The organism is Modicisalibacter ilicicola DSM 19980 (genome assembly GCF_900128925.1).
In the GTDB taxonomy this organism is placed as follows: domain Bacteria; phylum Pseudomonadota; class Gammaproteobacteria; order Pseudomonadales; family Halomonadaceae; genus Modicisalibacter; species Modicisalibacter ilicicola.
The window spans coordinates 33,101-46,271 of the sequence record NZ_FQUJ01000004.1 but is presented as its reverse complement, the minus strand read 5'-3'; the positions used below and the strand labels follow the sequence as shown (position 1 = coordinate 46,271).

Here is a 13,171-nt window from a genome sequence, read left to right as displayed (position 1 = left end):
TTCATTTCGCTCGGCGATTTATTCAGCAATTCCTTAGCTTTATAGTGAGCGGTTACTTCGCGCGGCTGCTCTTGCCGGTGGCCGGGTCGCTCTCTATCTTGCGAGTGATGATCCACTGCTGGATGATCGAGATCGTGTTGTTGACGATCCAGTAGATGACCAGGCCGGCCGGGAACCACAGGAAGAAGAAGGTGAAGATGATCGGTAGCATCTTCATGATCTTGGCCTGCATGGGGTCCGGCGGCGTCGGATTGAGCAGTTGCTGCACGAACATCGAGATGCCCATCAGGATAGGCAGAACGAAATAGGGGTCCTTGGCCGAAAGGTCGTCGATCCACAGCATGAACGGTGCATGGCGCAGTTCCACGGATTCCATCAGCATCCAGTACAGCGCGATGAAGATCGGCATCTGGATCAGGATGGGGAGACAGCCCCCCAGAGGATTGATCTTCTCCTTCTGGTAGAACTTCATCATCTCCTGGGACATCTTCTGGCGGTCGTCGCCGTACTGCTCCTTGATGCGCTGCATCTCGGGGCCGAGCTTGCGCATCTTGGCCATCGACTTGTAGGCGGCAGCAGAGAGCGGGAACAGCACGATCTTGACGATCACCGTCAATATCACGATCGACCAGCCCCAGTTACCCAGCACGTCGTGGATCTTGTCGAGCAACCAGAAAAGCGGGTTGGCGATGAACCAGAGCCAGCCGAAATCCACGGTCAGCTCGAGATAGGGCGCCACCTCCTCCAGGCGTTCCTGGATCTTGGGCCCCATGTAGAGCGTCGCCCCGAGCTCGGTTTCGCTACCGGGTGCAATGCTCTGCGTCGGTCCGGCAAAGGCGGCCACGTTGCGCCCACGCGAATCGGTGGTGGCATAGTAGAGGTTCTGCTGTTCCTGCGACGGCGCCCAGGCCGAGGTGAAATAGTGCTGGATCATGGCCACCCAGCCGCCCTGGACATCCCGATTGTTGAAGGCGCCTTCCTGGATCTCGTCGAAATCGATCTTCTCGTAGTGGTTGTCCGGCGACGAATAGGCCGCGCCCAGGAAGGAGCTCATGCCCACGCCAGTGCCCGAGGAGGGGTCCGCACTGTCATCCCGGGCCAGTTGACCGATGAACCGGGCGGTGAGCGGGGTCTCGCTGGCGTTGGCCAGGTGATAGGAGACATCGACCGCGTAGCTGTCGCGCTGGAAGGCGAAGCGCTTGATGACCTCGGCACCGTTGACGTCGGCGCTCAGATCGACGACCAGCGTGTCGTCGCCGTCATCGAGGCGGTAGGAAGTCTTCTCCGGCGTGAAGGCGATGCGTCCCTGATGGCCTTCCAGTTGCAAGCCGGATTTGGCCACGTAGCTGCGGTTGTCGTTGTCCGACAGCAGCACGAAGGCGTGTTCCGATTCCAGGCTGTACTTGTGTTCCGGCAAGGCGGCATAGACGATGTCACCGCCCTGGGGGTCGATCCTCAGGTCGAGGACATCGGTGACGACACTGACCAGGCTGCGTCGATTGCCTGCTCCGGTCTCCTCCGGCATGGCATTGCTGGCCGGCGCATCGGCATCGCCCGTGGGCGCCGCCAGCCCCTGTTCGTCGTCTGCAGTGGCGGATTCACCACGCTGGGTCTCGCTGATGGCTGGCGAGCTGGGCTGCGCGTCGAGCTGACCATAATCCTGGTTCCACTGGACGACCAGCAGGTAGGCAAGCACCGCGAGCGGAATCAGGAGGAGAAGTCGTTTTACATCCATGAGGATCTGCCCAGTAGGGTGATGGAACGTTCGAGACTCGTCTGCCGCGTCGGAATTCGCCGGGAAGAAAACGGATCCAGGCGAACCACGGGCATAGTCCAATCAAGAGTGCGAGGAGGCTGCCGGCGATCGGTGCACGTCCTTCTCCAGACGGCGCCACATGCCGTGCAGCTGACGATGCAGAGTGGCATTGTCCAGGTCGTTGACCCCCCGGCGCGCCAGCACGACGATATCCACGGCAGGCAGGCGCTGTTGTCGGAGGCGAATGGATTCCCGCACCAAGCGCTTCAAGCGGTTGCGGTCGACGGCCCGACGAACGTTCTTCTTGCTGAAGACCAGGCCTACCCGGACATGGCCCAGTGAATTGTCTCTGGCCAATGCCAGAAGACCCTTACCGTGAACCCTGTAATCGGCCTGTTCGAAGACGTGTCGGTACTCCCCGGCGGTCAGAAGGCGCAGCGTCCGGGGAAAGGTCTGACTAGACACCTGCCGAGGCCGGCGCTCAGGCGCTCAGGCGCTCAGGCGCTTGCGACCTTTGGCACGACGACGCGCGAGAACCTGCCGACCATTCTTGGTTGCCATGCGCGCGCGAAAGCCGTGCACACGCTTACGCTTCAGAACGCTCGGTTGAAAAGTGCGTTTCATATCAACTTCTTCCCACGTGATTGAGTGAACGATCGATCATGGAAAAGCGCGAGCTCCCGGAAAGGGGCTCGAACGGATCCATCTCAAGAGCGGGAATTCTAGTGAATTCGTTGCCGGTGTGCAATTTTTGCGTGTTATCCACACCCGGTGTGATCGAGCCCCTCCTCCACGCCTTCCGGGGGACGGGGACGATGACGATGACGATCCCCTGTGCCGCCAAGATGCCTGCGAAGCCTCTTACTACAATAATTTTTTGGTCTTTTAAATACTGCTGTTATTAATACTGTGGGTAATGTTTGTGGATAACCTGCGATAGCATACTTATATCAGTAATCTATAGCATTAAGAAAACTGTGGAATGGATGCGTGAAACCGCTTTGCATCCGGGGGAAAAGAGTGTGGACAGATCGCCATCTGTCCACAGATGGTGCCTGTGCACAGCCCCGTACACTCTTTTTCACGCTTTTCCTCGCAGGATTGTCCACAGCGAAGTCGAGCCTTCCTCGTGTGGATAACTAGAGGTTCGAACGCTACAATGATCGGCCATTTGCATGTTGGACGGTGAGGTCGTGTGTCAGTCGCGCTTTGGCAACAGTGTCTGAATTACCTTCAGGACGAACTGAACTCTCAGCAGTTCAACACCTGGATTCGCCCCTTGCAGGCCGAGGATGGCGAGCCCAACGAGCTGAATCTGCTGGCGCCCAACCGTTTTGTCCGGGACTGGGTCAGCGATAAATATCTCAAGCGAATCAATGAGTTGATGCGTGAGCTGTCGCCTGCCAAGCCACCCAAGGTGTCGTTGACCGTGGGGAGTCGGCGGTCGGCCCCCAGCCCTCAGCCACGCGAACTGGGAAACCCCGTGTCCGCTAGCCGTTTCCCCAGGCCCGCGGCGCCTGCGGTGCATAGCCCGCCGCGCAGCGATTACGCGGACGAGCAGGAAATCGAAAAGCCCAGGAACGACTCGACGTCGCGATCCGAGGGACGTCAGGTGCAGGTCGAGGGTAGCCTCAAGCACCAGAGCGGCCTCAATCCCAATTTCACCTTCGACACCTTCGTCGAGGGCAAGTCCAACCAGCTGGCGCGCGCAGCCTCCCGTCAGGTGTCCGAAAACCCCGGTGGCGCCTACAATCCGTTGTTCCTGTACGGTGGTGTCGGTCTGGGCAAGACGCACCTGATGCACGCGGTAGGCAACCAACTGGCCGGTCAGCGCGAGAATGCCAAGGTCATCTACCTGCACTCGGAGCGTTTCGTGGCGGACATGGTCAAGGCTCTGCAGCTCAACGCGATCAATGACTTCAAGCGCTTCTATCGCAGTGTCGACGCCCTGTTGATCGACGACATCCAGTTCTTCGCCGGCAAGGAGCGTTCCCAGGAAGAGTTCTTTCACACCTTCAATGCCTTGCTCGAGGGTGGTCAGCAGATGATCCTGACCTCGGATCGCTACCCCAAGGAAATCAGTGGCGTGGAAGAACGTCTCAAGTCGCGTTTCGGTTGGGGGCTGACGGTGGCGATCGAGCCCCCGGAACTCGAGACACGGGTGGCCATCCTGATGAAGAAGGCCGATCAGGCCAAGGTCGATCTGCCCCATGATGCCGCCTTCTTCATCGCCCAGAAGATTCGCTCCAATGTTCGGGAGCTGGAAGGGGCGCTCAAGAAGGTCATCGCCGATTCTCATTTCATGGGCAAGCCGATCACCCAGGATTTCATTCGAGAGTCGCTCAAGGACCTGCTGGCGCTACAGGACAAGCAGGTCGGCGTTGATAATATTCAACGCACCGTGGCCGAGTATTACAAGATCAAGGTGGCGGACCTGCTTTCCAAGCGGCGTTCACGCTCGGTGGCGCGTCCGCGCCAGGTGGCCATGGCACTGGCCAAGGAGCTGACCAATCACAGCTTGCCGGAGATCGGCGATGCCTTCGGGGGGCGGGACCACACCACCGTCCTGCACGCCTGCCGCAAGGTCAAGGCGCTGCAGGAAGAGAGCGCGGACATCCGCGAGGATTACAAGAATCTGCTGCGCTCGTTGACCAGCTGACGCCGCATTCAGGTGGCCATGCCATTACAGTGTTGCCTCATAAAACCAGGAGAAGAGTGGAGCCATCATGAAATTTTCCATCTCCCGTGAAGCCCTGCTACGCCCATTGACACTGGTCGCTGGTGTGGTCGAGCGCCGTCAGACATTACCTGTATTATCGAATGTCCTAATACAGGTTCAGGACACCCAGTTGGCGCTGACCGGCACCGACCTCGAAGTCGAGCTGGTCGGCCGTGCGGAGCCGATCGGTGTCGACGAGCCCGGCTCGGCAACGGTGCCGGCACGCAAGTTGATGGATATCTGTAAATCCCTGCCCGAGCAATCGGAAATCGCCTTCACTCTCGAGGAGGGCCGTGCCGTGCTGCGTGCCGGCCGTTCGCGCTTCACCCTTTCGACATTGCCGGTGGCCGAATTTCCCAGTATCGAAGATAGCCAGGGCAGCCAGGAACTCTCTCTGCCTCGAGGCACGCTCAAGCACTTGATCGATGCCACGGCCTTTGCCATGGCACAGCAGGATGTCCGCTATTACCTCAACGGCATGCTGCTGGAACTCGGGCATCATATCGTGCGCAGCGTGGCTACCGATGGCCATCGTCTGGCCGTTTGCGCGCGCTCCGCGGACATCGATATCGAGCCCGAGCAAAAGCTTATCGTGCCGCGGAAGGGGATTCTTGAGCTGGCACGTCTGCTCGATGGCAGTGATGAGCCGGTTCAGTTGACCCTGGGCGCCAACCACCTTCGAGCCCACACGGGAGAATTCACCTTCACGTCGAAGCTGGTCGACGGCAAGTTTCCGGATTACGATCGCGTGATACCCAAGGGGGGCGACAAGGTCTTCATCGCCGAACGCGCCGCACTGCGCCAGGTATTGTCGCGCACCTCGATCCTCTCCAACGAAAAGTACCGCGGCGTGCGGCTCAATCTCGAGGAAGGCAACCTGAGAGTGATGGCCAACAATCCAGAACAGGAAGAGGCCGAGGAGAATGTCGCGATCGATTATGGCGGAAGCGCCATGGAGATAGGTTTCAACGTCGGCTATCTCATCGATGTGCTCAACGCGCTCAATGAAGACCGCGTGCAGATGACGCTTTCCGACCCGAACAGTAGCGCCATCATGGAGGAGCCGGGTGGCGGGGACGCCCTCTATGTCGTCATGCCCATGCGCTTGTAGCACTCACCCTGGCCACGGTGGCGTCATCGACTCGATACCGCCGCCGTTGGATGCTCATCGATGCCTCTCGACCGTCTAACCTTTCTTGGCTTGCGCAACCTGCAGCAGCTGAACGTACACCCCGGCCCAGGCGTCAACCTGGTCATCGGTGACAACGGCAGCGGCAAGACAAGCCTTCTGGAAGGCATTCATATCCTGGGGATGGGACGCTCCTTCCGCACTCAACAGCTCAAGAATGCCATTCAGCACGAGGCCGATGCATTGACCCTACATGGACGCGTGGCCGGCGATCCCCCTCTGGCGTTGGGGGTGAGACGCCAGCGATCGACGTCCGAACTCCTCATGCGCAGGTCCGGCGAGCAGGTGAGTCGGGTCGCTCAGCTTGCCGAATCACTTCCTCTGCAATTGATCAATCCCGATGCCTTCAGCCTGCTCGAGGGGGCACCATCCGCGCGACGCGAGTTTCTCGACTGGGGTGTGTTTCACGTGAAACACGAGTTCTTCGATACGTGGCGCCTTGCCCGTAAAGCGCTGAAACATCGGAATGCCCTACTCAGGCATGGTAGAATGGATGCCCAGATGCTCGGTGCCTGGGAGCGAGAGCTGGCACTGTGGGGCGATCGGCTCGATGCCTTGCGGGAAGCCTATATGGCAAGCTTCATGCCTGTCTTCGAGGAAACCCTGCATGAGTTGCTGCCGTTGCCCGGGCTGTCGCTGCGCTATTTCCGGGGCTGGGATCACAAGCGACGCTATGAAGATGTGCTCCGCGAGAGCCGCGATAGTGATCACCTGATGGGCTTCACCCAGCAAGGGCCGCAGCGCGCGGACCTGCGCATACGTGTGGAGCGCCGACCTGCCAAGGAAGTGCTCTCTCGTGGGCAGCAGAAGCTGGTGGTCAGCGCCATGAAGCTGGCCCAGGGGCGATTGCTCGAGTCCTCGACGGGTCGGACATGCATTTACCTCATCGATGACTTGCCCGCGGAGCTGGATGTCCGCCATCGCCAGATCTTCTGCGAGTGGCTGGAGTGGATGAAGTGTCAAGTATTTATAACAAGTGTCGAGCGTGAGTCGTTGCTGGGTTTATGGCAGCCGGCAACACCCCTTGCCATGTTTCACGTGAAACATGGTCGGCTTGAGACCATGGGATAGACAGTTTTTACGACGGAGTAGCCAATGAGCGAACAGGCTTACGACTCAACGAGCATCAAGGTACTCAAGGGCCTGGATGCCGTGCGCAAGCGCCCCGGCATGTACATAGGTGACACGGATGATGGCACCGGCCTGCACCATATGGTGTTCGAGCTGGTCGACAACTCCATCGATGAGGCCCTGGCCGGCCATTGCAGTGAAATTCGCGTGGTCATTCACCCGGACGAATCCGTCACGGTCAGCGACAACGGGCGAGGCATCCCCACCGACATTCATTCGGAAGAAGGGGTGTCCGCAGCCGAGGTCATCATGACCGTGCTGCACGCTGGCGGCAAGTTCGACGACAATTCCTACAAGGTCTCGGGGGGCCTGCACGGAGTCGGCGTTTCCGTCGTCAACGCGCTGTCCGAAGAGCTCAAGTTGACCATCTGGCGCGCCGGCGAAGTGTATGAGCAGATCTACCGCCACGGCGTGCCGGAAGCGCCACTGGGCGTGGTCGGACAGACCGAGAAGAGCGGCACGCGGGTGCACTTCCGGCCTTCCTCGCAGACCTTCGCCAACATCGAATTCCATTACGATATATTGGCCAAGCGACTGCGTGAGCTCTCCTTCCTCAATTCCGGTGTGGCGATTCGCCTCATCGACGAGCGCAGCGGGCGGGAAGAGCTGTTTCATTATGAAGGCGGGCTGCGGGCGTTCGTCGATCATCTGAACACGAACAAGACCATCCTCAACCCGGTATTTCATTTCGACGTTCAGCGTGACGACGGCATCGGTGTTGAAGTGGCCATGCAGTGGAACGACACCTTCGCCGAGAATATCTTCTGTTATACCAACAACATACCGCAGCGTGACGGTGGCACTCACCTCGCCGGCTTTCGGGCGGCCCTGACCCGCTCGCTGAATAACTACATCGAGGCAGAGGGGCTCCTCAAGAAGGCCAAGGTCAATACGTCCGGCGACGATGCCCGGGAAGGGCTGACCGCAATCATCTCGGTCAAGGTGCCGGACCCGAAGTTTTCCTCCCAGACCAAGGAGAAGCTGGTGTCTTCCGAAGTGAAGACCGCCGTGGAGCAGGAACTGGGCCGACAGTTCTCCGACTATCTCATCGAGCGTCCCAACGAGGCCAAGGCAATCGTCAACAAGATGATCGATGCGGCGCGCGCCCGGGAAGCCGCACGCAAGGCACGCGAGATGACACGTCGCAAGGGAGCGCTGGATATTGCCGGATTGCCGGGCAAGCTCGCGGACTGCCAGGAGAAGGACCCCAGCCTCTCGGAACTGTATCTGGTCGAGGGCGATTCGGCAGGTGGCAGTGCCAAGCAGGGTCGCGACCGTCGCACCCAGGCGATCCTCCCCTTGAAGGGCAAGATCCTCAACGTGGAGAAGGCGCGTTTCGATAAGATGCTCTCCTCTGCCGAGGTCGGCACGCTTATCACCGCCTTGGGTTGCGGCATCGGCCGGGAAGAGTTCAACCCCGACAAGCTTCGCTACCATTCGATCATCATCATGACCGATGCCGATGTCGACGGGTCGCACATCCGTACCTTGTTGCTGACTTTCTTCTTCCGACAGATGCCCGAACTGATCGAGCGAGGGCATGTGTTCATCGCGCAGCCGCCGCTGTACAAGATCAAGCGGGGCAAGCAAGAGATGTATCTCAAGGATGAGCAGGCCTTGATCGATTATCTGACCGCCACCGCGCTGGATGGAGCGCGACTCTACGTGAACCCGGATGCTCCGGGCATCGCCGGTGGACAACTCGAAACCCTGGTCGATCAGTACCGTGACGTCATGAAGCGTATCGACCGTCTGTCACGCGTCTATCCCCGGGAGGTGTTGCGCAGGGTCGTTCATGCCGCCACCCTCGAAGGCGAGAAGAGCCTTGAAGACCGGGTCACCATGCAGAACTGGATCGAGTTCCTGCAGGCCGAGATGGATTCCCTGGTCGCTCACGAAGGCGGTCCCCGGCATGTGTTCCAGCTCCATGAGGATAGCGAGCGGGGCATTTTCCTGCCGGGTGTTTCACTGACGGCCCATGGGGTCACGACGGACTATGTCTGGGGGCTGGATTTCTTTCAGAGTGCGGATTACCGGGCCATGTCGTCCTTGGGCGAGGCGCTGGACGATCTGCTCGAGGAGGGCGCATACGTCGCACGTGGCGAGCGCACCAAGCCCGTGAAGACCTTCTACGAGGCCCTCGAGTGGCTGATGCTGGAAGCCCAGCGGGGTTTCTCCATCCAGCGCTACAAGGGGCTGGGCGAGATGAATCCGGAGCAGCTCTGGGAAACCACCATGGATCCCGAGACACGCCGCATGCTGCGGGTTTCGATCGAGGACGCGGTAGCCGCCGACATGATGTTCAATACGCTCATGGGCGACGAGGTCGAGCCTAGGCGTTATTTCATCGAGCAGAACGCTCTGGTGGCCAATCTCGATATCTGATGTTTCACGTGAAACATGCCATCTGACGGCATGCAGGAGGAAGCGACCCCGACGCCATGCTGGTGTAGGGGTCGCTTGTGTCTGGACCTAAGAAGCTAGTTTTTCGAAGAAAAATCAAACGCCCAGCAGGTGATCGACAAACCCTGCCAGGTCGTCGTAGACCTGGGTTCCCTCCGGCATGCGCTGTGCTTCGATTCGGCATCCCTTGCCTGTGCGCACGAGAACAGGGCGACAACCCATCTTGAGCCCCGCCTGAAGGTCGCGAAGAGTGTCACCGACCAGCCAGGCTCCCTCGAGCGTCGGCATATCGAGTGCCTGGCGAATCTGCTCGAGCAGACCCGCGGCAGGCTTTCGACAGTCGCAACCCTCGTCCGGCCCATGAGGACAGTAGGCGATGTGTGCGACGCGGCCGCCAGCGGCCTCGATGCGCTCGAGCATCGCCGCATGAATGCGCGCCAGGGTGGCCTCGTCGTAATAGCCGCGAGCGATGCCCGATTGGTTGGTCGCTACCGCGATGTTCCAGCCGGCTTGTGCCAGGCGCGCGATCGCGTCGATTGCCTGGGGGTAGGGGCGCCACTCCTCCAGCGACTTGATGTAGTCGTCGGAGTCTTCGTTAATGACGCCATCCCGGTCGAGAATGATCAGTTTTTCGGCACAGATCGCCATGGTCGAGGTGTCCGTCAATCGTGAGGTACGAGTCTAGGCAGATGTTTCACGTGAAACAAGCCGGGACGATAGAGGGAGTAGGGAGTAGGGAGTAGAGAGTAGAGAGTAGAGAGAGTAGAGAGTAAAGCTCGATGTTTCACGTGAAACACCAAAGAGAAGGGCCGGCATGTGAGCCGGCCCTTCGCCTCGACTAGCAGATGGCGCTATTGTTGCAGTTCGGCGATGTCTGCCACTTCGAGAAAGAGGCCATGCAGGTCCGCCAGCAAGGCCAGGCGGTTGTGACGCACCGCGTCGTCGTCCGCCATGACCATGACCTGATCGAAGAAGGTGTCGACGGGAGCGCGTAACGTGGTCAGAGCGTCCAGAGCCTCGGCATAGCGTGCCTGAGCGAACAAGGGCGTGGCAATCTCGCGCCGCGCCTTGAGCGCCTCGTGCAAGGCCTTTTCTGCCGGTTCCCGGAGCAGTTCCTGGCGCACCGCGCTTGTTACATCGGCAGCTTGCTTGGTCAGGATATTGGAAACCCGCTTGTTGGCGGCGGACAGGGCCGAGGCCTCCTCGCGCCCACTGAAGGCATGCACGGCACGGACACGCCGAGCAAAGTCCAGGGGGCGCGTCACGGGACGGGAGCGCACGGCCAGGTAGACTTCGACCGCGATGTCCTCCTCCTGGGTCCAGGCCCGGAAGCGATCGAGCATGTAGTCGAGCACTTCGCCGACCAGCCCATCGGTCCTCGGCAACTCCACGTGCTGGGCGACGGCTTGTTCGAGCAACGCTCGCAGATCGAGATCGAGTTCGGCCTTGATCAGGATGTTGAGCACACCGATGGCGGCCCGACGCAGGGCGAAGGGGTCCTTGGTGCCCGAGGGGCGCTGGCCGATGCCGAAGATGCCGACCAGGGTGTCCAGGCGGTCGGCCAGGGCCAGCGCCTGGCCGGTGCGGCTGCGGGGAATGGCGTCGCCGGCAAAGCGTGGCAGGTACTGCTCGTACAGCGCTTGGGCAACCTCCTCGGGTTCCCCGTCGTGGCGGGCATAGTAGCAGCCCATGATGCCCTGCAGTTCCGGGAACTCGAGTACCATTTCGGTGACCAGGTCGCACTTGGCCAGTCGGGCGGCACGGCCGGCGTGATCGCCGTCGCCGCCGATACGCTCCGCGACATGGCGTGCCAGAGCCTCGCAGCGCCGGGCCTTGTCGGCGAGGGTGCCCAGCTGTTGCTGGAAGACCACGCCGGTCAGGTTGTCGCGACGCGAGGCGAGGCTATGCTTGCGATCGGTCTCATAGAAGAAGGCGGCATCGGCCAGGCGTGGACGAATGACCCGTTCGTTCCCCTCGATCACCTGACGCGGATCGCGGCTGTCGATGTTGGCGATGGTGATGAAGGCTGGCTTGAGCCTTCCCTCGGCATCGAGCAGGTGGAAGTATTTCTGGTTGGCCTTCATCGACGAGATAAGGCATTCGGAGGGCACCTCGAGGAAGCGTTCGTCGAAGCTGCCGGACAACGCCACGGGCCATTCGACCAGGCCGCTGACCTCGTCGAGCAGGGCCTCGTCGATGACCGCCGTGGCGTCCTGGGCTTCGGCCTCGGCCAGCACCTGCTCGCGGATTCTCTCGCGACGCCGCTGGCGGTCGGCGATGACATGGGCGCCTTCCAAGGCTTCCAGATAATCGTCGGCGTGGGCCAGGGCGATGGATGCCGGGGCGTGGAACCGGTGGCCGCGAGTGTCACGGCCTGACTCGAGGCCCAGCAAGGAGGTCTCGACCACTTCGGTACCGTAGAGCACGACCAGCCAGTGCGTGGGGCGCGAGAATTCGATGCGCGAGGCTCCCCAGCGCATGTTCTTGGGGACCGGCAAACCTTCGGCTGCCCTGGAGATGATCTCTGGCAGCAGTGCGGTCACCGTCTCGCCGGCCTGCTCGAAGCGATAGCCGAGCCAGGTGCCCTTGTCGGTTTCCAGATGCACCAGCTGGTCGATCTCGACACCGCAGGAGCGGGCGAATCCGATTGCCGCCTTGGTGGGCTCGCCATTCTTGAAGGCGGCGGCGAGCGCTGGGCCCCGACGCTCGATCTCGCGGTCCGGTTGCTTGTCGGCGAGCTGGGTTATCTGCACGGCCAGCCGGCGGGGGGTCGCGTAGGCGCGCGCCTCGCCGAACGTCACCTCGGCGTCGCGCAAGCCTTCTGCGATGCCCTGGGCAAAGCCGTCCGCAAGGGCATCGATGGCCCCTGGGGGCAGTTCCTCGACACCGAGTTCGACAAGTAGGGTGTTGGAAGCCATGCTCAAGCATCTCCCTGTTCGGCTAGCAGTTCGTGACGCAGGGCCTCGCTGGCCAGGGGGAAGCCGGCCACCTTGCGTGATTCGAAGTAGGCGTGGGCGACCTCCCGGGCCAGGGTGCGCACGCGCAGGATATAACGCTGGCGCTCGGTCACCGAGATGGCGTGCCGTGCGTCGAGCAGGTTGAAGGTGTGCGAGGCCTTGAGCACCATCTCGTAGGCAGGCAGGGGAAGCCGGACCTCGAGCAGCTTGATGCACTCACGCTCGAGATGATCGAAGCTGGCAAACAGGGCGGGCACATCGGCATGCTCGAAATTGTAGGCAGACTGCTCGCGCTCGTTCTGCAGGTAGACGTCGCCGTAGCTGACCCGGGTGCCATCCGGGGCGATGGCCCATACCAGGTCGTAGACGCTGTCGACGCCCTGCAGATACATGGCGATGCGCTCCAGGCCATAGGTCAGCTCGCCGGTGACGGGGTAGCATTCGATGCCGCCGGCCTGCTGGAAGTAGGTGAACTGGGTGACTTCCATGCCGTTGAGCCAGACCTCCCAGCCTAGCCCCCAGGCGCCCAGGGTCGGCGACTCCCAGTTGTCCTCGACAAAGCGGATGTCGTGGATCAGGGGATCGAGTCCGAGATGCTCTAGGGAGCCCAGGTAGAGTGCCTGGAAATCGGCAGGCGAGGGTTTCATGACGACCTGGAACTGATAGTAGTGCTGGAGGCGATTGGGGTTTTCGCCATATCGGCCGTCGGTGGGACGCCGCGAGGGCTGGACGTAGGCGGCATTCCAGTTCTCGGGGCCGATGGAGCGCAGGAAGGTCGCCGGATGGAAGGTGCCGGCACCGACCTCCATGTCCAGCGGCTGGAGAATGACGCAACCCTGTTCGGCCCAGTACTGTTGCAGGGCGAGGATCAGACCCTGGAAGGTTTTCACGTCTGGCGTCGACTGTGTCATTGGTGAAGTACCGTTGGCCCATGAATTCACGAACCGCCAAGTATACAATTAGCGGCTAGGCGGTTATAGGCGCGGCGTCGAAAAGGCTCGGCGGCCGTCGGGAGA

10 protein-coding genes are annotated in these 13,171 nt (G+C 60.9%); 4 read left to right on the top strand and 6 right to left on the bottom strand.

What is annotated here, in order from left to right; translation table 11 throughout:
• Positions 1-52: 52 nt before the first annotated feature.
• The 3 genes from yidC to rpmH all read right to left on the bottom strand — a co-directional run bounded on the left by yidC (position 53) and on the right by rpmH (position 2,380).
• Positions 53-1,735 carry a membrane protein insertase YidC gene (gene yidC, locus BUA41_RS04780; RefSeq protein ID WP_072820270.1) on the bottom strand — a complete coding sequence of 561 codons (1,683 nt, stop codon included), beginning with the start codon at positions 1,733-1,735 and terminating at the stop codon, positions 53-55.
• Between the two features lie 102 nt (positions 1,736-1,837).
• Positions 1,838-2,221 carry a ribonuclease P protein component gene (rnpA, locus tag BUA41_RS04775; RefSeq protein ID WP_072820267.1) on the bottom strand — a complete coding sequence of 128 codons (384 nt, stop codon included), beginning with the start codon at positions 2,219-2,221 and terminating at the stop codon, positions 1,838-1,840.
• A 24-nt stretch (positions 2,222-2,245) separates the two neighbouring features.
• Positions 2,246-2,380 carry a 50S ribosomal protein L34 gene (rpmH, locus tag BUA41_RS04770; protein WP_011508608.1) on the bottom strand — a complete coding sequence of 45 codons (135 nt, stop codon included), beginning with the start codon at positions 2,378-2,380 and terminating at the stop codon, positions 2,246-2,248.
• 571 nt (positions 2,381-2,951) lie between these two features.
• Between rpmH and dnaA the strand changes: the two genes are divergently transcribed.
• The 4 genes from dnaA to gyrB all read left to right on the top strand — a co-directional run bounded on the left by dnaA (position 2,952) and on the right by gyrB (position 9,180).
• Entirely contained in the window at positions 2,952-4,415 is a 1,464-nt protein-coding gene (gene dnaA, locus BUA41_RS04765; protein ID WP_072820265.1) for a chromosomal replication initiator protein DnaA, read from the top strand.
• 67 nt (positions 4,416-4,482) lie between these two features.
• Entirely contained in the window at positions 4,483-5,586 is a 1,104-nt protein-coding gene (dnaN, locus tag BUA41_RS04760) for a DNA polymerase III subunit beta (RefSeq protein ID WP_072820263.1), read from the top strand.
• A 60-nt stretch (positions 5,587-5,646) separates the two neighbouring features.
• Positions 5,647-6,735, top strand: a complete 1,089-nt coding sequence (gene recF / locus BUA41_RS04755) for a DNA replication/repair protein RecF (protein ID WP_072820261.1) — start codon at positions 5,647-5,649, stop codon at positions 6,733-6,735.
• 24 nt (positions 6,736-6,759) lie between these two features.
• Complete coding sequence (gene gyrB / locus BUA41_RS04750; protein ID WP_072820259.1) at positions 6,760-9,180, top strand: DNA topoisomerase (ATP-hydrolyzing) subunit B; 2,421 nt, start codon at positions 6,760-6,762, stop codon at positions 9,178-9,180.
• Positions 9,181-9,294: 114 nt separating this feature from the next.
• On the opposite strand, the gene gmhB is transcribed toward gyrB, so the two are convergent.
• From gmhB to glyQ, 3 genes are all read right to left on the bottom strand, one after another.
• Positions 9,295-9,846, bottom strand: coding sequence for a D-glycero-beta-D-manno-heptose 1,7-bisphosphate 7-phosphatase (gmhB, locus tag BUA41_RS04745; protein WP_072820257.1), 552 nt, complete (start codon positions 9,844-9,846; stop codon positions 9,295-9,297).
• A gap of 203 nt (positions 9,847-10,049) precedes the next feature.
• Positions 10,050-12,116 carry a glycine--tRNA ligase subunit beta gene (gene glyS / locus BUA41_RS04740; RefSeq protein WP_072820255.1) on the bottom strand — a complete coding sequence of 689 codons (2,067 nt, stop codon included), beginning with the start codon at positions 12,114-12,116 and terminating at the stop codon, positions 10,050-10,052.
• Positions 12,117-12,118: 2 nt separating this feature from the next.
• Complete coding sequence (glyQ, locus tag BUA41_RS04735) at positions 12,119-13,066, bottom strand: glycine--tRNA ligase subunit alpha (RefSeq protein WP_072820253.1); 948 nt, start codon at positions 13,064-13,066, stop codon at positions 12,119-12,121.
• Positions 13,067-13,171: the final 105 nt, after the last annotated feature.